Origin of the sequence: Comamonas composti DSM 21721 (genome assembly GCF_000429845.1) — a bacterium.
GTDB lineage: Bacteria > Pseudomonadota > Gammaproteobacteria > Burkholderiales > Burkholderiaceae_C > Comamonas > Comamonas composti.
On record NZ_AUCQ01000001.1, the window covers coordinates 278,946 to 302,091 of the forward strand.

The window sequence follows — 23,146 nt, forward strand, 5'->3', positions numbered from 1 at the left end:
TGGGCAGCAGCCCTCACGGTCTGCTGGGAAATTTGTGAACACGCAACCACGCCGCCCGGCCTTTTCAGCCAGCCTGCTGCGGGAGGCAAGACTGCTGCGCGGCCGCCCCTGGGATCTGGCCATGATCAGCTGGGTACCCCTGCTCACCCTGCTGCTCATGGTCTGGATCTTCTCTGCCGGACTCGCCCAGCGCTTGCCGATTGCGGTCTGGGACCAGGATCACAGCAGCCTGTCGCGCCAGCTGGTGCGCATGCTGGCGGCCACGCCCGGCCTGGCCGTGGAGCAGCAGGTGCTCAACGCCGGCGAGGCCGGCTGGGCGCTGCAGTCCATGGAGGTGTATGGCGTGGTCCAGATCCCGCCGGACTTTGCGCGCGACGTCAAGCAAGGCCGTGCGGCCAATGTGGTGCTGCTGCACAACGCCCAGATGGCCTCGCACTCCAGCCTGATCCAGCGCGACCTGCGCCAGGTGGTGGGCACGCTGTCGGCCGGCATCGAGATGCAGGCTAGGGTCAAGCGTGGCGATCCCGCCCAGGCCGTGGCCGTGCGCATGGAGCCCGTGCGCACCAATCTGGTATCGCTGTTCAACATCTCCACCAACTACGAGCAGTTTCTGGCTGCGGCACTGATTCCGGCCTTGCTGCACATTCTGGCCATGACGGCCGGCGCCTGGTGCGTGGGACGCGAGCTGCGCGACTGCACCCTGGGCGCCTGGCTGGGCCCAGCCGGAAAGGGTCGCTGGAGCGCCACCCTTGCCGCGCTGGCCGGCAAGCTCTTTCTTCCCTGGACCAGCCTGCTGGCCTGCGCCGTCATCGCCATGCTGTGGCTGACCTCGGGCCGGGGCTGGCAGGTGGCGGGCAGCCTGGGCTGGGTGCTCGTGGGCCAGGCCGCCCTCATCGCCGCAAGCCTGGCCGCAGGCGCACTTTTGGCAGCCTTGACGCTGTCGCTGCGCACGGCCCTCTCGGGAGCCGGCCTGCTCTCCGCCCCCGCGTTTGCGTTCAGCGGCGTGGGCTTTCCGCTCATGGCCATGAGCGAGGGCTCGCGCACCTGGGCGCTGTCCATGCCCTACACGCATTACGCCAAGCTGCAGTTGCAGCAGTTCCAGATGGGCGCTCCGCTGGTGCAAAGCCTGCCCATCGTGGCCGGACTGCTGCTGGCGACCCTGATCCTGCTCGCGCTGAGCACGGCCGGGCTGCTGCGCGGCCTCGCACGTCCCGACAAATGGGGAGGCCGCTGATGGCAGACCTGCAGCCCCCCGCTCCCAGCCGCTTTGGCACGGCCTTTCTTCAGGCCCTGCGCACCCTGTTCGGCGATGTGGGCGCCGTCATGCTGCTTGTGGGCGCGCCCATTCTCTACAGCTTCTTCTACCCCTGGTTCTACACACAGGAAGCCGTGCAGCGCGTGCCCGTCGCCGTGGTCCAGCAGGAGCACAGCAACCTGGCGCGGCAAATGCTCCGCTTTGCCCAGGCCAGCCCGCGCATCGACGTGATCCTGGTCACAGGCGATGAAGGTCAGGCACGCGCGGCCTTGCTCAAGGGCGAAATCATGGGCTATGCGCTGCTGCCCGCCGGGCTCAAGCGCCAGGTGGTGCGCAGCCAGGAAGCCGTGATTCCCGTCTATGCGAATGGCGCCTATCCACTGGTGGCCAAGCAGGTGCAATACGGTTTTGCCGAAGCCGTCGGCACGGTCTCGGCCGGGATCGAGATCAAGCGCCTCATGGCCGGCGGCCAGAGCAGTCTGCAGGCCCAGGCCAGCCGCTCGCCCGTGAACCTGCAGCAGCAGGCCTTGTTCAACCCCACGGAGGGCTATGGCAGCTTCGTGGTCGCGGCCGTGGCCGTCCTGATCCTGCAGCAGACCTTGCTCATGGGCGGAGCCCTGCTGTTCGGCACCCTGCGCGAGCAGGGCCTGGCCCAGGCACCGGCGCGCATCTGGCTTGCGCGCCTGCTGGCCCTGTGCTGTGTGGGCTGGACCTCGGGGCTTTACTACTTTGGCTGGGTGTTCGTGATGCACGACTATCCGCGCGGCGGCAACCCTGGGGCGGCCCTGGCGCTGCTGGCCGTGTTCATTCCCGCGGTTGCCGGGCTCTCAGCCCTGCTGGGCTGGTGGCTGGCCAACCGCGAGCGCGCCATGCAGGTCGTGCTGTTCACCTCGATTCCCCTGGCCTTCGTCGGGGGTTTCAGTTGGCCCTCCGAAGCCCTGCCCGCGCTCCTGCAGGATCTGCGCTGGCTCTCGCCGAGCACGGCAGCCATCCAGGCCTCGCTGCGTCTGAACCAGCTGGGCGCTCCCTTGCAGGCCGTGCTGCCGCATCTGCTGGTGCTGCTGGTGCTGGCGCTGATCAGCTGGCTGGGCGCACTGTGGCTTGGTGCCTGGCGCGGCCGTGGAAGCAGGCCTGCTCCCTTAGCCCGATAGCGCCGCGCCGCAGCCCGGCGGGCAATGTCTGCACACACAGGGGTCGGACCAAAGCGCTGATACTTATGCCCCTGCCTTTGATAGCTTTCTAGACTCCATGGCCTCTTTTCAAGACATTCAACAGCGCGAGACCGGACTGCGCCAGCAGCTTTCGGCGGCCCAGATGGTGATGATTGCCATCGGCGGCGCAATCGGCACCGGCCTTTTCATGGGCAGTGCCTTTGCCATCGGCTTTGCAGGACCCAGCGTGCTGCTGAGCTACGCCATAGGCGCGCTGATCTCGCTGCTGCTCATGGGCTGCCTGGCCGAGATGACCGTGACCCATCCGACCTCGGGCTCGTTCGGCGCCTATGCCGAGCACTACATCGGCCCCATGGCCGGCTTCATGGTGCGTTATGCCTACTGGGCCGCCGTGGTGCTGGCCGTGGGCATGGAGGTCACGGCCGTGGGCATCTACATGGCCTACTGGTTTCCCGAGGTGCCGCGCTGGATCTGGGTGCTGCTGTTCTCGGGCGGGCTCATCCTCGTCAACGCCAGCAGCGTCAAGGCCTTCGGCCAGGTCGAATACGGCTTTTCCATGGTCAAGATCGTGGCCATCGTGGCCTTCATCCTGATCGGTGCCTGGGTCATCTACGGTGCGCCCGCACCCGATGCCAGCGGAACCGGCATCGGCTTTTTCAACTACACGTCCCACGGCGGCTTCTTTCCCAACGGCCTGTGGGGCACCTGGGTGGCGGTGATCATCGCCATCTTCAGCTACCTGAGCCTGGAAGCCGTAGCCGTGGCTGCCGGCGAGGCCGAGGACCCCAAGCGCGCCATCACCCAGGCATTTCGCACCACCATGGCGCGGCTGGTGATCTTCTACCTGCTGACCCTGATGCTCATGCTGGCCATTGTTCCCTGGAACCAGGCCGGCACGGACAAGAGCCCGTTCGTGAAGGTCATGGAGATCATCGGCATCGGGGGCGCGGCCGACATCATCAACTTCGTGGTGCTGGTGGCCGCGCTGTCGGCCATGAATAGCCAGCTTTACGTGACTTCGCGCATGATGTTCAGCCTCTCGCGCGGCGGCTATGCGCCTTCCGTCTTCGGGCGCCTGAACGCGCGCGGCGTGCCCATGGCCGCAATCGCGATCTCCTGCACGGGGATTGCCGTGGCCGTGGGCGTGAATCTCTGGCGCCCCGATGAGTCGCTGCTGTGGATGATGTCGATCTCCATGTTCGGCGCCATGTTCACCTGGTTCATGATCTTCGTGACCCATTTGTTCTTTCGCGCGCGCTTTTCGCGCGAGCACCCGGGCCAGCGCCTGCAGTTTCGCATGTGGGGCTATCCGCTGTTCACGCTCCTGGGCGCAGCCCTGATGCTGGGCGTGATCGTGACCACGTATTTCACCCAGGCCTTCCATATGACGCTGCCCATTGGCCTGGCGTTTCTCATCGTGCTTGCCCTGGCCTATCTGCTCTGGTACCGGCCGCGCAGCGCAAGAACATCCAGGGAGGACGCATGAGCCGCATCTGGGACATCTCCCCTGCCCTGGACACGGCCAGCCCCGTGTTTCCTGGCGACACGCCCTACAGCCAGCAATGGTGTGCCACGCTGGGTCCGGGCTGCCCCGTGAACGTGAGCGCCATCACGCTGTCGCCCCATGTGGGCGCGCATGCGGATGCACCGCTGCACTATGACAACGCCGGCGCGGCAATCGGTGCCGTGGATCTTGTGCCCTTTCTCGGCCCCTGCCGCGTGATCCACGCCATAGGCTGCGGGCCGCTGATCGAGTGGCAGCACATCGCCCATGCGGCGGGCCCAGGCCTGCCTGCGCGCGTGCTGGTGCGCACCTATGCGCATGCGCCCAGGGTCTGGGACCCTGATCTGACCGCCTATGCGCCCGAGACCGTGAGCCGCCTCGCCGACCTGGGCGTGCTGCTCATCGGCATCGACACGGCCAGCATCGACCCCGCGAGCAGCAAGTCCCTGGACAGCCACCAGGTGATACGCGCACGCGGCCTGCGCGTGCTGGAGAACCTGGTGCTCGACGAGGTCGAGGAGGGAGACTACGAGCTGATTGCCCTGCCGCTCAAGCTCATGCAGGCGGATGCTTCGCCGGTGCGCGCGATCTTGAGACACACCCCCTGAAGGGGAACGGTGCCTTCGCCGCGGGGCAGCTTTTGCTCGGTGTCTCTGAGCTGGGCTCTGCCGGTTTGGGGCGCCACACCCTCAACAAAACCCGCTGCAGCGCTTGCCAGCCAAGCGCTGGCAGCTATCAAAAAAGGAAACCATGATCACATTGCAAGACTGCCGGGCCCTGGATGCCAAGGATGCGCTGCGTTCGCTGCGCGCGCATTTCGCGCTGCCCGAGGGCGTGATTTATCTGGATGGCAACTCCCTGGGCGCCAGCCCCAAGGCCGCCGCCGCGCGCGCGGCCCGGGTGGTGCAGCAGGAATGGGGTCAGGGCCTCATACGCTCGTGGAACGACGCGGGCTGGATCACGCTGCCCACGCGCCTGGGCGACCAGTTCGCGCCCTGGATAGGCGTGGACGCAGGCGAGCTGGTGTTTACCGACACCACCTCGATCAACCTCTACAAGGTGCTCACGGCTGCAGCCCGCATGGCGCGCGAGGACGCGCCTGGGCGCACCAAGATCATCAGCGAGCGCAGCAACTTCCCCACCGACCTCTATATCGCCCAGTCGGTCTGCCAGGAGTACGGGCTGGAGCTGGTGCTGCTCGAGCCCGAAGAGATCGCCGGTGCGCTCACCGAAGAGGTGGCGATCTCCATGCTCACCCATGTGAACTACCGCACGGGTGCCATGCACGACATGGCAGCCCTCACGGCGGCCGCGCATGCCAGGGGCATTCTGTGCGTCTGGGACCTGTGCCACAGCGCGGGCGCCGTGCCCGTGGACCTCAAGGGCGCGAATGCCGACTTCGCCGTGGGCTGCAGCTACAAATACCTGAACGGCGGCCCGGGCGCGCCGGCCTTTGTCTGGGCGCACCCGCGCCTCATCAACCGCTTCTGGCAGCCGCTGTCGGGCTGGTTCGGCCATGAAAAACCTTTCGAGTTCGTGCCCGACTACCGCCCGGCCCAGGGCATAGGCCGCTATCTGTGCGGCACCCAGCCCCTGATCAGCATGAGCCTGCTGGAATGCGGGCTCGATGTGTTCACCGAGGCCGGCAAGCTCGGCGGCATGGCTGCGCTGCGCGAAAAATCCCTGGCGCTCACCGATTTGTTCATCGCCCTCGTCGAGCAGCGCTGCGCAGGCCATGGCCTGGGCCTGGCCACGCCACGCGCGCATGAGCAGCGCGGCTCCCAGGTCTGTCTCACACGCGAGGAAGGCCTGGGCGTGGAGGGCAGGAACAGCGGCGCCTACGCCATCATCCAGGCGCTGATCGCGCGCGGCGTGATCGGTGACTTCCGCAAGGGCGATGGCGGCACGGGCCGCCACAAGGACATTCTGCGTTTCGGCTTCACCCCGCTGTATGTGGGCTTCGAGGACGTGTGGAACGCCGTCGAGCATTTGCGCCAGGTGCTGGAGTCGGGCGAGTGGCAAGGCCCGCAGTTCAACCAGGTGAATCCCGTGACCTGAAGCGCAAGTCAGTAGGCGCTGTCGGCCAGCGAAGCCCACAGATGCGCGGCCACCAGCGCGCGCCAGGGCTTGAACTGCGCCAGCCAGGCGCTGGCGGCGCGCGCATCGGGCTTGTCCTCGCCGGTCAGGCGCGCGATGGCGCGGCGCACGGCCACGTCGCCATGCAGGCTGCCGTCGGGCCAGCCATAGCCGCGCAGCAAGGTGTAATTCACCGTCCATGGGCCTATGCCCTTGATGGCCAGCAACTGCTGCGTGACCTGACCCACATCGCCCTCGTTCCAGGCACCGCTTGCACTGCGTGCGGCCCAGTCGTCCAGCGGCAGCAGGCCCTGCTCCACGGCCCGGGACACGGCCAGCAGGGTCTGGGCCTTGGCCTGGGAAAAGCCTGCACTGCGCAGCGCCTGCAGCTCCAGCCGGGCCACCCTGGCTGCATCCGGGTAGGCGTGCAGGAGCGGCAAGCCCCCGCCCGCATCCAGCGGCTGTCCGGCAAGCGCAATCAGCTTGCGCCGCAGGGCGACGGCCACGGCCACCGTGATCTGCTGGCCGGTGATGGCCCAGGTCAGGGCCTCGAAGGGCGTGGGCGATCCCGGCACATGCAGGCCCGCCTGGCGCCTGAGCAGCGGCCCCAGCTCGGGATGGGCGCCATGGGCCTGCTCCAGCCCCGCAGCCGGATAGGCCAGCCCCAGCATGCGGCCCAGCATGGCCTGCAAGGCCTGCTCGTCCTGCAGCTCAGGCTCGCCCTGCGGCCCATGCAGACAGGCTCGCACCGATGCGCTCTGCCATTGCAGCTGCAGCAGGGCCGGCCTGGATTTCCAGGTGATGGCCTTGTACAGCTGGCGCCCACCGGCATCGACACGCTCGGCCAGTTGCTGCGCATCGCGATCGTGAAAGTGCACGAACTCCTCGAATCGATAATGCCCGGGCAGGGCCATGGAAACCTCAAGAGGCATGCTGTGTTCCAACAATTGAATAGCTGCCAGCGCTTGCTGCATCACGACTTCAGATATATATCAAGCTGGAATCCTTATGTAGCAAGCGCTAACAGCTTCTATTAAGAGAGCGTTTCAGCGGGCGTTCCGGCGGGCGCCTCCTTCAATGCTTCGCCGGCCTGTCGCGCCTCGCGCAGCAGCAGGGCGCGCTTGCGCTCCACCCCCCAGCGATAGCCCGAAATACTGCCATCGTTGCGCAGCACGCGGTGGCAGGGCACGGCCACGGCGATGGGGTTGGCGGCCACGGCACTGGCCACGGCGCGCGTGGCGCTGGGCATGCCCAGGCGGCGCGCGAGCTCGGAGTAGCTCAGCGTCTGCCCTGCAGGAATCGCGCGCAGCGCCTGCCAGACGCGCTGCTGAAAGGCCGTGCCCTGCACGTCCAGCGGTAAGGACAGGCCCAGGCGCGGCTGCTCGATCAGGGCCACGACCTGGGCGACCGTGGCCTCGAAGCCCGCATCGCCGCCCAGCAGTTCAGCCCGGGGAAAGCGCCGCTGCAAATCCTCGATCAAGACCTGGGCATCGTCGCCCAGCAGCACGCAGCACACGCCGCGCGCCGTGCTGGCCACAAGAATGCTGCCCAGCGAGCATTCGGCCAGCGCAAAGCGGATGCTTTGGCGCGCGCCGCCGTTTCGATAATCGCTGGGCGCCATGCCCAGCATGGCCTGGGCATTCTTGTAGAAACTGCTGGCGGCCGCATAGCCGCTGGCATAGGCAGCATCGGTGACCGAGCTGCTGTGCCCCGGCTGCAGCGCCTGGCGCAAGGCCAGCCCCTGATGGGCCATGGCATAGGCCTTGGGCGTCAGCCCCGTGGCCTGCTTGAACATTCGGTGCAACTGCCAGGGGCTGAGCGCCAGGCGCCGGGCCAGGCTGGCGAGCGTGGGCGCAGGCTCTTCGCTTTCAAGCCAGCGGCAGCATTGGGCCACGGCGGCTGCGGCAGTGGCGGGAGTGGAGACAGCGGTCACGGCAAAGTCTTTCCTGTTGATGGGAAGCAGCCTGAAAGCAGGCCGCCCCTTTCCTCAGAACGTGTTCACGCTCTGAGGCCAGACTGTACGCAGCTCAGACCTGCAGTGCATCCACCTTTTTGCACATCCCATGGCTGGCAGCGGCCTCCGGCACGGACTCGCTGACCAGGTTCAGGCTGCGCCGCACCAGCCAGCCCGAAATGCGCTGGCGCATGCTGGCCGCGGGCAGGACCAGACTCTCAAGACCGCAGGCCGCATGGGTCAGCATGCGATAGCCGTCCTCCGTGATCAGCACGGTATCGCTGTGGCGATAGCCGCCGCTGCCCGGCGCTTGGATGCCTGGCTCTATGGAGATCACCATGCCCTGGACCAGCACATGGCCGCTGCCCTGGGCAAGCCATGGCGGCTCATGATGACCCAGTCCGAAGCCATGGCCGCAGCGGTGCAGCCGGGTGCGATGGTCGGCATGGCCGCCTGCACCGAAAAAGCGGTTCACGGCGGCATCGATTTCGCCGCAGGCCACACCGGGGCGCAGCATGGAGTAGGCAATCTTCCTGGCCTCGCCCATGAGCCCGAACAGCTCGCGCTCGTGTGCATCGGGCCGGCTGGTGAAGAAGGTGCGCGCGCACTCGGCCGCATAGCCATTGACCCTGGTGAGCACCAGGGCCACATGAGGGCCTTGCCCCAGCCTGGCCCCCAGCGGAGGGGCGCCGCATGGCTGAGCGCTGAGCGGTGCCGGCCAGGCCGCGGCCTGCACCTTGGTGGACAAGGGATCCCAATCAGGCAGCTCGCGCATGATTTTCTGCTGCAGGGACTGCATGGGAATCAAGGTCTCGGCTGCGCTGCAGCCCTGCCAGGCCCGGCGCAGCACTTCGCCCACGCCCCAGTCGGCATAGCGTGCGGCGCGCTCGATCTGGGCGACTTCCCAGTCGGACTTGAGCATGCGGATGTTCTCCAGCAAGTCCAGCGACTGGCCTCCGGCCGCCAGCAAGGACTGGGCCTGGGCCCAGGGCACACCGCTTTCGAAACCGAAGCGCAGGCCCAGCCTGATCTGCCCGAACAGTCCATCGCCCCAGCCTTGACCCAGAGGTGCGGGATATTCGCGGTATGTCAGGGTCTGCTCGACCCCCCAGGCCTGGCTGACGCTCTCCAGCTCGGGCTCGGGGACCAGCATGCGCCTTTGCCCCTGGGCGCTGATGACCAGAAAAAAAGCGTGCCCCTGGGGCTCGAAGGCCACGCCAGTCAGATAAAAAATATTCTCCGGGCTGCTCACCACATAGTGGTCCAGCCCATGCCGGTTCACTGCCCGGACCAGTTGCTCATGCCGCCTTCGAAAATCGGCCACCAGGGCCTCTGCAAAGCCATGTCGCATTCATTTCTCCGCGCCCAGCGCCCTGCTGCAGCCGAAACCAGGGCCCGTGCGGGCACGCAGCAAGTCAAGGGTCTTGTCATGGCAGCCTCAAACACCACGGCCGCAGCTATACACCACCTAAAACCCTTACACCAAAGTAATTGTTAATAAATGAACAGAATGCACAGAATTCATTTATGGACAACCGTGATTCATAAAAGGACATAACCATGCCCTCGCTGTTTGATTCCGTGGATCCGCGCTATCTCCTGTCTCTGGTCACCCATCTGGAGCAAGGCGGCCACAACTGCAGCCAGGCCCTGAGCAAGGCCGGAATCACACGCGCCATGCTCAGGCAACAACGCATTCCGATCGCAAGCAACCTCAGGGCCACCCAGGAGCTGGCCCTGAGCACGGGCCGCAGCGACCTGGGCTTTGTTCGAGGTCTGGTCACCAAGGTGGGCACCAGCGATGTGGCCACCCAGTTGCTGCTCAGCGCCGGCACGCTGCGCCAGGCACTGGAGACGCTGAGCCCTTATGTCGCCCTGATCTCCCCCATCATTCAGATGCAGCTGCGCCAGGAAACGGAAAAATCCGGCAACGCCTGGCTGGACTTGACCCTGGCCCGCCCCCTGCCCTACGAAAGCAGCATCATGGCACTGGAGACAGCGGCCCTGAGCTGCCACCGTCAACTGCTGTTCACGCTGCAAGTGCAAGAGCTGCATTGCGAAATGGAGTTTTCCTGGTCTGCTCCCGCCCATGCAGACAAGTACCGTCGGCTGCGTGGCGTGCACGCACGCTTTGGCCTGGGCGGTCAGCCCAGGGCCAGCCTGAGCTTCCCCGCTGCAGTGCTGGACCGCCCCTTGCCTCTGGCCGACGCCAAGACCTTGTACCAGGCCCTGAGCCTGGCCAAATCCAGCCTGCAGAAGCTCAAGAAAGAACAAAGTGTTACAGATTGGGTGGAATACGCGCTCACCCATGTGGAAGATCAAAAGCTGACTCAGGAATGCGTGGCACGCTTGCTGCTCATTTCCAGCAAGACCTTGGCGCGCCACCTGGCTCGCGAGCAGACCAGCTTTGGCGATCTTTCGCAAAAAGTGCGTCAAAGGCGGGCCGAAGCCCTGCTGCGCGAGTCCGGGCTCTCCGTGGGCGAGATCTCCCACAAGCTGGGCTTTGCGACGCTGGCCAACTTCAGCCGCAGCTTCAAGGCCAAGGCGGGTATGACTCCTTCGGAGTTCAGGGCCTCAAGCCTGCGCGGAACATGACGGCCCGCATGGTTTGGTTTAGGCTGCACCTCTTTCTCAAAGTCAAGAAACATGAGCAACCCATCCTCGGCCTGCCCCATGCATGGCGGCGCATCCATCGTTCGACAAGAAGGCGCACAACTGGACTTCAGCCAGGCCATGAGCTATGGCGACTATCTGCATCTGGACCCCATACTCAGTGCCCAGCACCCGCTGTCGCCAGCCCACGACGAGATGCTGTTCATCATCCAGCACCAGACCAGCGAGCTGTGGATGAAGCTCATGCTGCACGAATTGCGCGCGGCCACGGCGGCTTTGGCCGACGCCTCGGGCAGCACACGCGCCGATGCCTTCAAGATGCTGGCCCGCGTCTCGCGCATCATGGAGCAGCTGGTCAACGCCTGGAGCGTTCTGTCCACCATGACTCCGCCCGAATATTCGGCCATGCGCCCTTACCTGGCCAACTCCAGCGGCTTTCAAAGCTACCAGTACCGCTGCATAGAGTTTGCGCTGGGCAACAAGAACCCGGCCATGCTCACGCCGCATGCGCACCGCGCCGACCTGCTGGCCCAGGTGCGCGCAGCCTATGAAGCTCCCTCTCTTTACGATGTGTCGCTGCAGCTGCTCGCGCGCGAAGGCATTGCCGTGCCCGCCGACCGGCTCGAACGCGACTGGACCCAGCCCTATGAAGCCAGCGAAGGCGTGAAGCAGGCCTGGATCGCCGTCTACCGCGATCCCCAGCGTTACTGGGACCTCTACCAGCTCGGTGAAAAGCTGGCCGACATCGAGGACGCATTCCGCCTCTGGCGCTTTCGCCATCTGACCACGGTGGAGCGCGTGATCGGCTTCAAGCGCGGCACGGGCGGCACGGGCGGCGTGAGCTATCTGCGCAAGATGCTGGATATAGTGCTGTTCCCCGAAATCTGGGCACTGCGCACGGATTTATAGACGCCCCGAGCGAGGCCGCGCCCCCGCGACAGCAGAACTTGCGCTCTGCAGCTATGCTCTGGCGCCAGGAGACGCGCCTTGCCATCAACCAAAAACAACCCGCCCCCCGGCCTGCTCTGGGTCATGCTGCTGAGCCTGCTTTCCGCCTTTGCGCTGAGCCAGGCGTTTCGCAGCATCGCCTCGGTCATGGCCACGGGGCTGGAGCAGGACTTCAGCCTCAATGCCCAGTCGCTGGGCGCCTTTGCCGGTCTTTTCGGCCTGTCGTTCGGAGTGGCACAGCTGCTCATGGGCATAGGCATGGACCTGTACGGGCTGCGTCGCACCGTGCTCTATGCCTTTCCGCTGGCGATTGGCGGCGCCATTCTCTCGGCTGCCGCACCCAGCTATGGCTGGCTCATGCTCGGGCAACTGCTCATAGGCGTGGGCTGCTCGCCCGCCTTTCTGGCCTGCACGGTCTTCATCTCCCGCCACTTTCCCCTGGACCGCTTTGCCTTCATCTCGGGCATAGGCATGGGCGTGGGGGGCTTAGGCCTGCTATTCACAGGCACGCCCATGGCCTGGATGGTGCAGCACTGGGGCTGGCGCAGCGGCTTTGCACTCATGGCCGTCATGGCCTTGCTGTCCTGGCTGCTCATCCTGTGGCGTGTGCACGAACCCGCCAGCGAGCAGGCGCAGCAGCCGGCCCGGCGAGAAAGCTGGAGCCAGGCCATAGGCCGCATGCTGGAGCTGTTCACGCTGCCGCACACATTCGGCATCATCATCCTGGCCATGGCCTGCTATGCCTCCTTCCTGGCCCTGCGCGGGCTGTGGCTGGGGCCGCTGCTCATACACCGTCACGGCTTTTCCCTGGTCGAAAGCGGCAACGTGGCCCTGGTCATGTCGCTGATCTCATTGTTCAGCCCTGCACTGTTCGGGCGCATGGACCCCGGCCCCGCCAGGCGGCGACGCTGGATCATGAATTACTCGCTGCTTGTAGGCGGTCTGTTTCTGGCCACGGCCTTCCTGAGCCATGCCTGGGCCACGGTGGTCCTGCTGCTGGCGATTGGCCTGTTCTCAGGCTATGGCGTGCTGCAATATGCCGACGTGCGCTCCTCCTATTCGCCGGAGCTCACGGGCCGTGCGCTGTCGCTCTTCACCATGGCCATGTTCCTGGGCGTGGCCATGGTCCAATGGTTTACAGGCTGGGTTGCGGCCTGGGCCCAGACTTGGGGAATCGATCCCTACAGAGCCGTTCTGGTGGCCATTGCAGCCACGCTGTTCGCCGCCTCCATGGCATTCAGGCTGCTGCCAGCCTCTCCCTTGCTACACCAGGCCAGCAACAACTCATAGCGAGCTCGCGCTGGACCCATCTCCACGGTACAGCCAGGGCAGATCCAGCAGCTTTTCCCCCAGCATGCGCATGGACAGATCACGCCCCCAGCGCATCACCCCCGTGGCATGAAAGATGCGCCCATTACGCAGAGAGCGCGCCTGTACACGTGCGTTGCGCTGCCAACGGTTGAGTGCATACCGACGCAGCCTGAGGCTGACCTCAAGGTCGTCCATGGCCAGCGCACGCTGCAACTCGGCCGCATCCTCTATCGCCATCCCCGCGCCCTGGGCCAGGTAGGGCAGCATGGGATGGGCTGCATCGCCCAGCAAAGCCACCACGCCATGCGCCATCTGGGACGATGAGCTCACGGGCATGCGCGCGCTGAGTGGCCATAGCCGCCATTCGCCCCCGGCTTCGGGCACATGCCCGATCAGGTCCAGCAGCTCGCTGCAACTGCCGGCCAGCGCCCGCTGCAAGTCGTCGAGATTGGCCTCGTGATCCCAGGTGGCCATATCACCCGGGATGGCCCCTTCGATGATGACCACGAGGTTTTGCATTTCTCCACGCCGCACCGGATATTGCACGCCATGCAGGCGTGGCCCCAACCAGGCCGTGACATCGTGGGCACGCAGGCGCTTGGGCAGTTGTGCCTGATGCACCAAGGCTCGGTAAGCCAGATGGCCGCTGAAGCGCGGCGGGCCATCGCCCAGCAGTTGCTGACGCAACTGGCTGCGCACGCCATCGGCCGCGATCAGCGCATCTCCTTCTATGAGCTTGCCCGCCCGCGTACGCACGGTGACCACGCCATCCGCTTCGGAAAAGCTGTCCAGGCCTTGATTGAGGTTCAGATGCACACTGGGATAAGTCAGCAAGGCATCAAGCAGTAGTTGATGCAGGTCTGCGCGATGGATTGTTGCATAGGCCGCCCCGTAGCGGTTCACCGCCTCGCTGCCCAGCGCCATCGCACCGAGCTCGCCTCCCGTCATAGCGCTTCGCACCCGCAAATACCCCGGCAAGGCCACAACCTGCTGCAAAGGCTTTTGCAAGCCCCAGGCCTGCAGACGCCGCACCACATTCGGTCCCATTTGTATGCCTGCGCCGACTTCGCTGAACTGCGATGCCTGCTCAAAAAGCCGCACATCCCAGCCTACACGCGAGGCTCCGATGGCTGCGGCCAGGCCGCCAATACCACCACCGGCTATTAACACCTGCTTGTTCATGCGTGCATTGTGCCGGCGGTTACAGGTTTTTTCGCCAAGCCAGCCCAAAATCAATTTCAAAAACAAAAAAGCCCGTTGAGCAACGGGCTTTTTGATCTGCGCCAATAGGCGGAAACAAACCTTAGATGGCGAATTTTTCGCGGTCCTCGTTCTGGATCCACTTTGGCGGTTTGCCACGACCGGTCCAGGTTTGACCAGTTGCAGGATCGCGGTATTTAGGGGCGACCTTGGTTCCGGCGCTGCTGGCGCGTGAACGAGTCGGAGGAAAAACATCTTCAGCGGTCAAGCCATGTTCAGCGATCAAACCGCGAACCTTGGCCACTGCATCAGTCAGCTCGCGCTTGCGGGCATCCTGAATCTGCTGTTCCAGCTCTTCCCGCTGCTTCAATAGTTCCTTGTAAGTGCTCATGGTACGTGCTTGCAAAAGTTGATGGGGGAGATTCTATTATAAAAATCAAAATTACAATTGACAGAGTTATTTTGTACGCAATATCCACAATATAGACATTGCCTATTGATAACTCCTACTCTAAGTAATTTCACGTAACGCCAGAACCTTATCGATACGTTTTCCGTCGAGATCAATCACCTCAAAGATCCAGTCTGCAAAAACAATACGCTCACCAAGAGCTGGTAAATGACCGCTTTCAGCCATCAAAAAGCCTGCAAGCGTATTGTAAAGGCCTCGATGTTCATCAGTAAGCTCACGAATATCAAGTCTGGCCTTGAGCTCGGATATTGGCATCTGGCCATCCAGGAGCCAAGAGCCATCCTCACGCAATTTAGCCCAGGCTTCGGCTTCCATCAAGGGCTGCAGTTCGCCCGTAATCGCTTCCAATAAATCCCTGGGTGTCATGATGCCTTGTACTACACCATATTCATCAACCACGAATACCATACGGCCGGAACGTGCTCGCAATTGCTCCAGCAACTCCATGCCACTGAGCGTTTCAGGTAGAAACGATGCTGCTTGCACGTGCTCACGGATCAGTGTTTGGCCCGCTGCCTCTCCCAAAGCCAGCAAATGAGCCACACTCGCGATACCCACCACGTCATCCAGCGAATCTCGACACACTGGATACCAGGAGTGGCCTCCAGTTTCATGACCATCGGCCGCGGCTTGCAAAGCCTGAGCCACGGTAAAATCCGCACTCAGCCATTGAACATCCGAGCGCGGAACCATCATCGACGTCAAAGGGCGGTCATCCAAGTGAAAAACGTTCTTGACCATTCTGTGTTCACTGGCCTCGATTACACCTGCATCACGCCCTTCATCCAGGCTTGCCGTAATCTCCTCTTCGGTCACCGCTCGGCCTGCAGCATTATTAATGCGCAGCAAGGTCAAAACTGCCTGCGTGGAAAGAGCGAGCAGATGCACAAAAGGCTTGGCTACGGACGCCATCCAGGTCATGGGTCTGGCAATTAGCTTGGATACCAGTTCGGGGTACAGTTGCCCAATACGCTTGGGCACCAGCTCACCAAAAACAATGGTCACGAAAGTGATGACCACAATGACCACGGCCGTTGCCGAAATTCCAGCAGCACGTTCAGGCACTCCCATGGCCTGCAGCCAGACAGCCAGCCCCTGGCTGAAAGCCGCTTCACCCAAAATACCGTTGAGCATGCCGATGGAGGTGATGCCCACCTGCACGGATGAAAGAAACTGCGTGGGATTTTCCAGCAGCGCCAACGCTGCCATGGCTCCTTTGTCTCCTGTTTCGGCTAGAGCAACCAGGCGGGCCTTGCGACTGGAGGCCAATGCCAATTCCGACATTGCAAACACCCCGTTGAGCAGCGTAAGCAACGCGATCAGCAGAAAATCCATGATTCGATAATCAGAAAGAACACCATGGCACTTTACTGTATTGGCGATATCCAAGGCTGCCACGACGCCTTTGAGCGCCTGCTATCCAGCGTTGATTTTTCACCCAGCCGCGACATCCTGTACGTACTTGGCGATCTTGTGAACCGGGGGCCGGCCTCGGACAAGGTGCTGCGCACCTGCATGGAGGCGGGTGACGCCATGCGTTCTCTCCTTGGCAATCATGACCTGCACCTGCTGGCTGCCGCTCACGGCCTGCGACGCAGCAGTCGACGCGACACGCTGGACACGGTGCTCGAAGCACCCGACCGCCCCGCTCTGCTTGACTGGCTGCGCCAGCAGCCTCTGGCTCGTGAGCACCGCATGGCGGACGGCCAGGGCCTGCTCATGGTCCATGCCGGAGTGCTGCCGCAGTGGAGTGCACAGCAGACGCTGGATCTGGCCGCCGAGGTCCACGATGTATTGCGCGGCCCAGGACTGTCAGCCTTTTTGCAGGCCATGTATGGCAACCAGCCCGATCACTGGTCATCAGAGCTTGAAGGGCCCGATCGGCTGCGGCTCATCGTCAACGCCTTGACGCGGCTGCGCTTTTGCAGCGCCCAAGGCGTCATGGATTTCGAGAGCACGGAATCGGCCGAACAGGCACCTGCCGGACTCATGCCCTGGTTCGATGTACCCGGCCGTGCCACTGCCAGCCAAGTCATTGCCTTTGGCCATTGGTCCACCCTGGGCCACCTCAACCGCCCCGATCTCGTGGCCCTGGACACTGGCTGCGTCTGGGGTGGCTGCCTGAGCATGATGCGCTTTGGCAGCACGCTGGACGAACGCGAGCTCATCCAGGTGCCATGCCCACAAGCTCAGGCCCCTGGCAAGTAGGCACGGTTCCAGCGCAAGAAAAAAGCGCCTGTAGGGCAGGCGCTTTTATGGACTGGGTCAATGGACTGGGTCAACTCTCGCTGGCCACGATGGGGGCCTTAAACAAGGCCGCGATCTTGCGCTTGGGCTTGATGTTACTGCCTGTGCCACCCTTGAGAGCCGCTTGTTGGCTTTCCCAGGAAGGAGCTTCATTGCCCTGAGACGGCTCATAGGGCTTGTCGAAAAATGGGTCGGCATGTGCGGGGCGCTGCAGACGCGAGCTTCTATGGACCGAGCCACCACGCACGCCACCAGCCTCGCGCTCGCGTCCCGGGCGCGAGTCCTCATAACGCGGGCGATGGCCTCGCGACGACTCCTGCACAGGGCACGGCTCGACTTCGATTTTCTTCTTGATCAGCTTTTCGATCTCGCCCACCAAGCGCGCATCATGACCGGTCACCAGGGTCACGGCCAGGCCCGAAGCGCCGGCACGCCCTGTACGACCTATGCGGTGCACATAGTCTTCGGCATTGAAAGGCACGTCGTAGTTGAAGACCGCCGGCACATCCTTGATGTCCAGACCGCGCGCAGCCACATCGGTGCAGACCAGCAGGTCGACCTCACCCTGTTTGAAGGCCTCCAGCGCCTTCAGACGCTCATCCTGGCTCTTGTCGCCATGCATGGCCACAGCACGCAGGCCGTCACGTTCCAGTGCGCGCGTGAGGCGCGAGCAGCCGAGCTTGCTGTTCGAAAAGACAAAGGCCTGACGTATTCCGCGCTCCTGCAGCAGGCGGCGCAGCACATGGCGCTTGTCCTCATCGCTGCTGCTGAAAAAGCGCTGCTCCACCGTGGATGCGGTCTCGTTCGGCCTCGCAACCTCGATGGTCACGGGGTCTTGCAGATAGCTGCCGGCCAGGCGCTTGATCTCGGGTGAGAAGGTGGCGCTGAACAGCAGCGTGGTACGCGTCTTGGGCAGGTAGGAAAGAATGCGTTGCAGGTCGGGCAGAAAGCCTATGTCCAGCATGCGGTCCGCCTCATCGAGGACCACGTACTCGACCTGGCCCAGCACCACATTCTTGGCCTCAATGTGGTCAAGCAGGCGGCCCGGGGTGGCAACCAGCACCTCCACGCCCCTCTTGAGCTCGGCCGTCTGCGGCTTCATGTCCATGCCGCCAAACACCACGGTGCTGCGCAGCTTGGTGTGCTTGGCATATTGAGCAATCTGCTGTGCCACCTGGTCGGCGAGCTCGCGCGTTGGCAAAAGCACCAGGGCGCGTACGGGGTGGCGTGCAGGCGAGGCCGAGGCATTCTCATGGCACATGAGCCGCTGCAGCAGTGGCAGCGAAAAAGCCGCTGTCTTGCCTGTGCCGGTCTGGGCAGCGCCCATCACATCCTTGCCTGTCAGCACCACCGGAATGGCCTGGGCTTGGATGGGAGTCATGGACTCATAGCCCATATCGGCCACGGCACGTGCCAGGGGTTCAGAGAGATGGAGATTGGAAAAAGAACTAGTCATTGAGCGCGATATTGTCGCACTGAGCGTGATTTGTGCAGTGCAATGCCCTGAATTGACCAGGAAACGCACGAGGCGTTGCGCCCGTGCAACCCTGCCAAAACCTGATAACCCCGATCAGCAAACGCCTTGAAGTTTAAAGAGAAGCTGCGGAAAAAGTATCGCAGGACTTGATGGTACCAGTCCGCAGCCCCGTGCCGAACCAGCGCTGGCGCTGGGCACTCGTGCCATGGGTAAAGCTGTCGGGAACGACCTGGCCGGTCTGGGCGCGCTGCAAGGCATCGTCACCGATCTTGGCAGCCGCATTCATTGCGGATTCCACATCGCCATTCTCCAGGATCTGGCGCGCCTCCTGGGCGTGGTGCGCCCAGACTCCGGCCAGGCAGTCGGCCTGCAGCTCCAGCTTGACGGACAGGCGGTTGTACTCCACCTTGCTTACCCGGCCCCTGGCCTGATCCACCTTGCCGCTGATACCCAGCAGGTTCTGTACATGATGGCCGACCTCATGTGCAATCACATAGGCCTGGGCAAACTCTCCGGGCGCTCCGAGCTGGTTTCTCAGGGTTTCATAAAACCCCAGATCGATATAGACCTTGCGGTCCGCAGGGCAATAAAACGGCCCCATGGCGGCCTGGCCTGCACCGCAGGCCGTGGGCGTGCTGCCGCGAAACAGCACCAGCTTGGGGTCCACATACTGGGCGCCACCTTCGCGAAACAGCTGACGCCACACATCCTCGGTATCCGCGAGTGTGGTCGAGACAAAGCGCGCCAGGCGATCATCCACCGGGGGCTTGCGGGCCGGCGCCTGCTGTACCTGGGCCGGGCTGCCACCGCTCAGAAACCCCAGAATGGTCAAGGGATTGACCCCCAGCACCCAGCCGCCGACCAAGGCGATGACCACGGTGCCAATGCCTATGCTGCGCCCGCCGAAGACGGGCGAGCCGCCGCCTCCCGAACGCCTGTCCTCCACATTCTCCGACTCGCGATTGCCATCCCATCTCATGCTGCGTTTCCTTGTTGCTTGCTCACAGGGCGCCAGGACCGCTGTGCCCGATCATGGCTACAGCCGTGTTGCGCCGGACCTGATCGGTGGCCAGTTGGGCCATCAGCCCCAGCAGCAGTGCGACCAGGCAAAGGCCCAGGACAGCAGCCAGCCAGACCAGCCAGCGCGGCATGCGCCTGGCCGAAGCGGCAGCCGACGCCTGCAGCGAGCGGGACTCGTCGGCACGAGCCTGGGGCGGCGAAGCCGCAGGCCGAACGGCGACAGGCGCCGCAGCAGGTGCTGGTATGGTGGCCTCTCTCCAGCGCGGCTCTACGCGCGCAGGAGCTGGATTCAAGGGTGGTTCTGGATGAGGCATGTCTGGGCACGGATCTGAACAAAATGAATGGCAGGCAGTGCCAACCCCGCATTGTGCCTTCAATGCCCGCGCCCTCCATGACTTATTGCCATGGCAAGCACTGACACCCATTCCTGGACCACGGCCCTTGTGTACATTCCCCGCTCATGAGCACCATCACACATCCGCCTCTCGCCGCATCCTGCGCCCAGACCACGGCTGGGCTGCTGCCCTGGAACCCTCTGGCCGAGGAAATCGCCGCCCTGCTGATGCAGGTGCATGAGGTCCAGGTGCCGCCGCGCATCATCATGCCCCTGCCCGAAGGGGCCTGCCTTTTTTGCATGCCGGCCAGCGACACGCGTATCGCCATGACCAAGCTGATCAGTTTCACGCCGGCAAACGCAGGGTCGGCCAGGCCCGTCATCCAGGGGGATGTGGTGGTGTTCGACGTGCTCACGGGCGAGCGCTGCCTGATCCTGGACGGCCCCGTGGTCTCGGCCAGGCGCACGGCCGCAGTCTCCCTGCTCGCAGCCCAGCGCCTGGCGCCCAATCCGCGCGGGCCGCTGCTTATCGTGGGCGCCGGGGTTCAGGGAGCCGCCCATTTGCAGGCCTTTGCGGCGGGGCTGGAGCTTGAAGAGGTCTGGATCGCCTCGCGCAGCCGCAGCAGCGCCCAGGCGCTTGCGAAGCAGGCCCAGGCCCTGGGGCTGCGCGCCCATGTGGCCGATGACGCCGATGACGCAGCCCGGCACTGCCCGCTGATCGTGACCTGCACGCCGGCCCAGGCCGTGGTGCTGCGCCATGCGCCACGCGAGGACGCCTTCATCTCGGCCGTGGGAGCGTTTACGCCGCGCATGGTGGAGCTCTCGCCCGAGCTGTGCCGCGACCTCCAGGCCCGGGGCCATATCGTGGTGGACACGGCCGACGCTGCTCATGAGGCCGGCGACCTGCTGCAGGCCGGCATAGATGTGCCGCCCCTGCCCACGCTGGGCGATGTGGTACGCAAGCCCTGGCCGCGCCCCACCAGGCCCGTGCTGTTCAAGAACTGCGGCTGGGGCGGCTGGGACCTCGCGGCGACCCGTTTAGCGCTGCGCCAGGCCCAGGGCGGTTGAGCCCGCAGATGCGACAAGGCCCGCCAGCAGCGGGCCTTGTCGCATCAAGAAAACCGTGCTGGCTCAGGCCTTGGGCAGGGTCACGCCATGCTGGCCCTGGTATTTGCCGCCGCGGTCCTTGTAGCTGACCTCGCAGACCTCGTCGCTCTCGAAGAACAGCACCTGGGCGCAGCCTTCTCCCGCATAGATGCGCGCAGGCAGCGGTGTGGTGTTGGAGAACTCCAGCGTCACATAGCCCTCCCATTCGGGCTCGAAGGGCGTGACGTTGACAATGATGCCGCAGCGCGCATAGGTGCTCTTGCCCAGGCAGATGGTGAGCACGTTGCGCGGAATGCGAAAGTACTCCACGGTGCGCGCCAGCGCAAAGCTGTTGGGCGGGATGATGCAGCTGTCGCCCTCGAAGTCGACAAAGCTCTTCTCGTCGAAGTTCTTGGGGTCGACCACGGTGCTGTGGATGTTGGTGAAGACCTTGAATTCGGGCGCGCAGCGTATGTCGTAACCGTAGCTGCTGGTGCCGTAGCTGATGATCTTCTTGCCATCAACCTCGCGGACCTGGCCCGGCTCGAAGGGCTCGATCATGCCGTGCTGCTCGGCCATGCGACGAATCCATTTGTCGCTCTTAATGCTCATGGGCAGTCCTAATTTTCAGTGCCGCACCAAAGCCCGGGCCCTGGCGCAAAGCCTCTATTGTGAGCGAGAAACAAAGCTGCGCTCGCATGGGACAAGCTTGCGTCATGCAGGCAAGGGCTGAACATGCATAAGATGCTCGGTCGATTGCACCATTCCCCCAGAAAAAGGAGACTTCCATGCCCATGTTCGTAGACACCTCGCCGCCCGGCGAATGCATTTTCTGCCGCCTGGTCGCAGGCCAGATTCCCAGCGCCAAGGTGTATGAGGACGAACTCACGATTGCCTTCATGGACATCGGCCAGGTCAACCCCGGCCATGTGCTGGTCGCGGCCAAGCGCCATGCCGTGACCCTGCTCGATCTCACACCCGAGGAGGCTGGCGCCGTGATGCGCACGGCCCAGCGCGTGGCCGCCGCCGTGCAAAAAGCCTTCGACCCCGACGGCATCAGCCTGTTCCAGGCCAATGGCGCAGCCGGCGGCCAGACGGTGTTTCACTTTCACCTGCATGTGCTGCCGCGCCATGAGAACGATGGCGTATCCCTGGGCTGGCCGCGCAAGGAGCCCGGCCCCGAGGCGCTGGCTGGCTATGCCCAGCGTCTGCGCGAAGTATTGCAATAAAAAAGAGAGCTGCAAGCACTTGCCAACATTAGGTTTCAGGCATGAAAGCATCTGAAACCCATATATAGCAAGCGCTAGCAGCTCCTTTTTTGATTGAGCAGCCTATGCAGCCCGGGCAAAGCGCTCGAATACGGCCCTCAGCTGCTGCATCCATGGCGCGCGCTGGGCGGGCGTCACAAAGCTGGCCTCGAAGCTGTTGACCGCAAGCTGCCAGGCCTGGCCTGCGTCCATGGCCGTGGCCTCGAAGAGCTGCACGAAGTTGTCGTTCACATAGCCACCGAAGTACGCGGGATCATCGGAGTTGACCGTGACCTTGAGGCCTTGCGCCAGCAGCTGTGGCAGCGGGTGCCGGGCCAGATCGCCGACCACGCACAGCTTGAGGTTGGACAGCGGGCAGACCGTGAGCGGCACGGCCTCGCGCGCCAGGCGCTGCATGAGTGCCGCATCCTGGATGGCCTGCACACCATGGTCGATGCGCTCGGCCCCGAGCCTGTCCAGCGCGTCCCGGATATAGGCGGGCGGCCCCTCCTCGCCCGCATGGGCCACCACATGCAGACCCAGCTCGCGGCAGCGTGCGAACACGCGCTCGAACTTTTCGGGCGGATTGCCCAGCTCGCTGCTGTCCAGGCCCACGCCGATGAAGCGCTCGCGCAGCGGCAGCGCGGCCTGCAGCGTGGCAAAAGCATCCTCTTCGCTCAGATGGCGCAGAAAGCTCAGGATCAGCGCCGAGGAAATGCCCAGCTCGCGCTCTGCATCCCGGCAGGCGCGGTACAGGCCGTTGACCACGGCCTGCATGGCCACGCCGCGCTGGGTATGGGTCTGGGGATCGAAGAAGATCTCGGCATGGACGACGTTGTCACGCGCTGCGCGCTCCAGATAGGCGCGCGCCATGTCGTAGAAGTCCTGCTCGTGCAACAGCACGCTGGCGCCCGCGTAGTAGATGTCGAGAAAGCTCTGCAGGTCGGTGAACGCATAGGCCTCGCGCAGCGCTTGCACGCTCGCATAGGGCAGACGCACCTGGTTGCGCTGCGCCAGCGCAAAGATCAGCTCGGGCTCCAGCGTGCCTTCGATGTGCAGATGCAGCTCGGCCTTGGGCATGGCACGCAGCAGCGCCGGCAGGCGCTCGCGGGGAACCGGGGGAATGGAGGCCATGTCGGGCATGGAATTCATGGACGGGCTCCAAAGATCTTGCGCCGGGCAGACGATCCACCCGGTGCGGTGGGCTGCCTGGCTCCGACAGCCCGCATT

At 64.0% G+C, this 23,146-nt stretch carries 22 protein-coding genes; 11 read left to right on the forward strand and 11 right to left on the reverse strand.

The window, feature by feature from the left end:
• Positions 1-34: 34 nt before the first annotated feature.
• The 5 genes from G486_RS0101220 (at position 35) to kynU (ending at position 5,989) form a co-directional block, all read left to right on the forward strand.
• On the forward strand, positions 35-1,234 hold the full coding sequence (locus G486_RS0101220) for an ABC transporter permease (protein ID WP_027013887.1): 1,200 nt from the start codon (positions 35-37) through the stop codon (positions 1,232-1,234).
• Complete coding sequence (locus tag G486_RS21270; protein WP_051302975.1) at positions 1,234-2,406, forward strand: ABC transporter permease; 1,173 nt, start codon at positions 1,234-1,236, stop codon at positions 2,404-2,406. Before G486_RS0101220 ends, G486_RS21270 begins: the two co-directional genes overlap by 1 nt.
• Before the next feature lie 97 nt (positions 2,407-2,503).
• Entirely contained in the window at positions 2,504-3,913 is a 1,410-nt protein-coding gene (locus tag G486_RS0101230; RefSeq protein WP_027013888.1) for an amino acid permease, read from the forward strand.
• The gene (kynB, locus tag G486_RS0101235) at positions 3,910-4,539 is read left to right on the forward strand and encodes an arylformamidase (RefSeq protein ID WP_027013889.1); all 630 of its coding nucleotides are present in this window, start codon (positions 3,910-3,912) and stop codon (positions 4,537-4,539) included. Before G486_RS0101230 ends, kynB begins: the two co-directional genes overlap by 4 nt.
• A gap of 142 nt (positions 4,540-4,681) precedes the next feature.
• Positions 4,682-5,989, forward strand: a complete 1,308-nt coding sequence (kynU, locus tag G486_RS0101240) for a kynureninase (RefSeq protein WP_027013890.1) — start codon at positions 4,682-4,684, stop codon at positions 5,987-5,989.
• A gap of 8 nt (positions 5,990-5,997) precedes the next feature.
• Here kynU and G486_RS0101245 read toward each other — a convergent pair whose 3' ends face one another.
• From G486_RS0101245 to G486_RS0101255, 3 genes are all read right to left on the reverse strand, one after another.
• Positions 5,998-6,939, reverse strand: a complete 942-nt coding sequence (locus G486_RS0101245; protein WP_084454966.1) for a DNA-3-methyladenine glycosylase 2 — start codon at positions 6,937-6,939, stop codon at positions 5,998-6,000.
• Positions 6,940-7,040: 101 nt separating this feature from the next.
• Positions 7,041-7,940 (reverse strand): methylated-DNA--[protein]-cysteine S-methyltransferase, encoded by a 900-nt coding sequence (locus G486_RS21275; protein WP_051302977.1) that lies wholly within the window; start codon positions 7,938-7,940, stop codon positions 7,041-7,043.
• Between the two features lie 94 nt (positions 7,941-8,034).
• Entirely contained in the window at positions 8,035-9,312 is a 1,278-nt protein-coding gene (locus G486_RS0101255) for a M24 family metallopeptidase (RefSeq protein ID WP_027013892.1), read from the reverse strand.
• 209 nt (positions 9,313-9,521) lie between these two features.
• On the opposite strand from G486_RS0101255, the gene G486_RS0101260 reads away from it, so the two are divergent.
• The 3 genes from G486_RS0101260 to G486_RS0101270 all read left to right on the forward strand — a co-directional run bounded on the left by G486_RS0101260 (position 9,522) and on the right by G486_RS0101270 (position 12,812).
• A complete protein-coding gene (locus G486_RS0101260) occupies positions 9,522-10,556 on the forward strand; it encodes an AraC family transcriptional regulator (RefSeq protein ID WP_027013893.1) in 1,035 nt (344 codons plus the stop codon).
• A gap of 51 nt (positions 10,557-10,607) precedes the next feature.
• Positions 10,608-11,483 carry a tryptophan 2,3-dioxygenase gene (kynA, locus tag G486_RS0101265; RefSeq protein ID WP_034386237.1) on the forward strand — a complete coding sequence of 292 codons (876 nt, stop codon included), beginning with the start codon at positions 10,608-10,610 and terminating at the stop codon, positions 11,481-11,483.
• 123 nt (positions 11,484-11,606) lie between these two features.
• Positions 11,607-12,812, forward strand: coding sequence for an MFS transporter (locus G486_RS0101270; protein WP_027013895.1), 1,206 nt, complete (start codon positions 11,607-11,609; stop codon positions 12,810-12,812).
• Here G486_RS0101270 and G486_RS0101275 read toward each other — a convergent pair.
• From G486_RS0101275 to G486_RS0101285, 3 genes are all read right to left on the reverse strand, one after another.
• Complete coding sequence (locus G486_RS0101275) at positions 12,807-14,015, reverse strand: FAD-dependent monooxygenase (RefSeq protein WP_027013896.1); 1,209 nt, start codon at positions 14,013-14,015, stop codon at positions 12,807-12,809. The two genes, G486_RS0101270 and G486_RS0101275, sit on opposite strands and share 6 nt — an antisense overlap.
• Positions 14,016-14,136: 121 nt before the next feature.
• Positions 14,137-14,424, reverse strand: coding sequence for an H-NS histone family protein (locus tag G486_RS0101280; protein WP_027013897.1), 288 nt, complete (start codon positions 14,422-14,424; stop codon positions 14,137-14,139).
• A 120-nt stretch (positions 14,425-14,544) separates the two neighbouring features.
• Entirely contained in the window at positions 14,545-15,840 is a 1,296-nt protein-coding gene (locus G486_RS0101285) for a hemolysin family protein (RefSeq protein ID WP_027013898.1), read from the reverse strand.
• A 24-nt stretch (positions 15,841-15,864) separates the two neighbouring features.
• Here G486_RS0101285 and G486_RS0101290 point away from each other — a divergent pair, with 24 nt between their 5' ends.
• Complete coding sequence (locus G486_RS0101290; protein ID WP_027013899.1) at positions 15,865-16,713, forward strand: symmetrical bis(5'-nucleosyl)-tetraphosphatase; 849 nt, start codon at positions 15,865-15,867, stop codon at positions 16,711-16,713.
• Between the two features lie 70 nt (positions 16,714-16,783).
• Here G486_RS0101290 and G486_RS0101295 read toward each other — a convergent pair whose 3' ends face one another.
• From G486_RS0101295 to G486_RS23865, 3 genes are all read right to left on the reverse strand, one after another.
• The gene (locus G486_RS0101295; protein ID WP_027013900.1) at positions 16,784-18,208 is read right to left on the reverse strand and encodes a DEAD/DEAH box helicase; all 1,425 of its coding nucleotides are present in this window, start codon (positions 18,206-18,208) and stop codon (positions 16,784-16,786) included.
• A 133-nt stretch (positions 18,209-18,341) separates the two neighbouring features.
• Positions 18,342-19,208 carry a KPN_02809 family neutral zinc metallopeptidase gene (ypfJ, locus tag G486_RS0101300; protein WP_027013901.1) on the reverse strand — a complete coding sequence of 289 codons (867 nt, stop codon included), beginning with the start codon at positions 19,206-19,208 and terminating at the stop codon, positions 18,342-18,344.
• Between the two features lie 22 nt (positions 19,209-19,230).
• Positions 19,231-19,563, reverse strand: a complete 333-nt coding sequence (locus G486_RS23865; RefSeq protein WP_169728564.1) for a hypothetical protein — start codon at positions 19,561-19,563, stop codon at positions 19,231-19,233.
• Between the two features lie 146 nt (positions 19,564-19,709).
• Between G486_RS23865 and G486_RS0101310 the strand changes: the two genes are divergently transcribed.
• Complete coding sequence (locus G486_RS0101310; RefSeq protein ID WP_027013902.1) at positions 19,710-20,651, forward strand: delta(1)-pyrroline-2-carboxylate reductase family protein; 942 nt, start codon at positions 19,710-19,712, stop codon at positions 20,649-20,651.
• Between the two features lie 63 nt (positions 20,652-20,714).
• On the opposite strand, the gene dcd is transcribed toward G486_RS0101310, so the two are convergent.
• Positions 20,715-21,281: a dCTP deaminase gene (gene dcd / locus G486_RS0101315; RefSeq protein WP_027013903.1), complete on the reverse strand. Its 567-nt coding sequence runs from the start codon at positions 21,279-21,281 to the stop codon at positions 20,715-20,717.
• 176 nt (positions 21,282-21,457) lie between these two features.
• Here dcd and G486_RS0101320 point away from each other — a divergent pair, with 176 nt between their 5' ends.
• On the forward strand, positions 21,458-21,898 hold the full coding sequence (locus G486_RS0101320) for an HIT family protein (RefSeq protein WP_027013904.1): 441 nt from the start codon (positions 21,458-21,460) through the stop codon (positions 21,896-21,898).
• A gap of 102 nt (positions 21,899-22,000) precedes the next feature.
• On the opposite strand, the gene G486_RS0101325 is transcribed toward G486_RS0101320, so the two are convergent.
• Positions 22,001-23,050, reverse strand: a complete 1,050-nt coding sequence (locus tag G486_RS0101325; RefSeq protein WP_027013905.1) for an adenosine deaminase — start codon at positions 23,048-23,050, stop codon at positions 22,001-22,003.
• Positions 23,051-23,146: the final 96 nt, after the last annotated feature.

What these genes read in the sequence shown, in the direction of transcription:
- G486_RS21270 (WP_051302975.1), top strand. Translation starts at nt 1,234, where the DNA reads ATGGCAGACCTGCAGCCCCCCGCTCCCAGCCGCTTTGGCACGGCCTTT.
- G486_RS0101230 (WP_027013888.1), top strand. Translation starts at nt 2,504, where the DNA reads ATGGCCTCTTTTCAAGACATTCAACAGCGCGAGACCGGACTGCGCCAG.
- kynB (WP_027013889.1), top strand. Translation starts at nt 3,910, where the DNA reads ATGAGCCGCATCTGGGACATCTCCCCTGCCCTGGACACGGCCAGCCCC.
- kynU (WP_027013890.1), top strand. Translation starts at nt 4,682, where the DNA reads ATGATCACATTGCAAGACTGCCGGGCCCTGGATGCCAAGGATGCGCTG.
- G486_RS0101245 (WP_084454966.1), bottom strand. Translation starts at nt 6,939, where the DNA reads ATGCCTCTTGAGGTTTCCATGGCCCTGCCCGGGCATTATCGATTCGAG.
- G486_RS0101255 (WP_027013892.1), bottom strand. Translation starts at nt 9,312, where the DNA reads ATGCGACATGGCTTTGCAGAGGCCCTGGTGGCCGATTTTCGAAGGCGG.
- G486_RS0101260 (WP_027013893.1), top strand. Translation starts at nt 9,522, where the DNA reads ATGCCCTCGCTGTTTGATTCCGTGGATCCGCGCTATCTCCTGTCTCTG.
- kynA (WP_034386237.1), top strand. Translation starts at nt 10,608, where the DNA reads ATGAGCAACCCATCCTCGGCCTGCCCCATGCATGGCGGCGCATCCATC.
- G486_RS0101270 (WP_027013895.1), top strand. Translation starts at nt 11,607, where the DNA reads ATGCTGCTGAGCCTGCTTTCCGCCTTTGCGCTGAGCCAGGCGTTTCGC.
- G486_RS0101275 (WP_027013896.1), bottom strand. Translation starts at nt 14,015, where the DNA reads ATGAACAAGCAGGTGTTAATAGCCGGTGGTGGTATTGGCGGCCTGGCC.
- G486_RS0101280 (WP_027013897.1), bottom strand. Translation starts at nt 14,424, where the DNA reads ATGAGCACTTACAAGGAACTATTGAAGCAGCGGGAAGAGCTGGAACAG.
- G486_RS0101285 (WP_027013898.1), bottom strand. Translation starts at nt 15,840, where the DNA reads ATGGATTTTCTGCTGATCGCGTTGCTTACGCTGCTCAACGGGGTGTTT.
- G486_RS0101290 (WP_027013899.1), top strand. Translation starts at nt 15,865, where the DNA reads ATGGCACTTTACTGTATTGGCGATATCCAAGGCTGCCACGACGCCTTT.
- G486_RS0101295 (WP_027013900.1), bottom strand. Translation starts at nt 18,208, where the DNA reads ATGACTAGTTCTTTTTCCAATCTCCATCTCTCTGAACCCCTGGCACGT.
- ypfJ (WP_027013901.1), bottom strand. Translation starts at nt 19,208, where the DNA reads ATGAGATGGGATGGCAATCGCGAGTCGGAGAATGTGGAGGACAGGCGT.
- G486_RS23865 (WP_169728564.1), bottom strand. Translation starts at nt 19,563, where the DNA reads ATGCCTCATCCAGAACCACCCTTGAATCCAGCTCCTGCGCGCGTAGAG.
- G486_RS0101310 (WP_027013902.1), top strand. Translation starts at nt 19,710, where the DNA reads ATGAGCACCATCACACATCCGCCTCTCGCCGCATCCTGCGCCCAGACC.
- dcd (WP_027013903.1), bottom strand. Translation starts at nt 21,281, where the DNA reads ATGAGCATTAAGAGCGACAAATGGATTCGTCGCATGGCCGAGCAGCAC.
- G486_RS0101320 (WP_027013904.1), top strand. Translation starts at nt 21,458, where the DNA reads ATGCCCATGTTCGTAGACACCTCGCCGCCCGGCGAATGCATTTTCTGC.
- G486_RS0101325 (WP_027013905.1), bottom strand. Translation starts at nt 23,050, where the DNA reads ATGGCCTCCATTCCCCCGGTTCCCCGCGAGCGCCTGCCGGCGCTGCTG.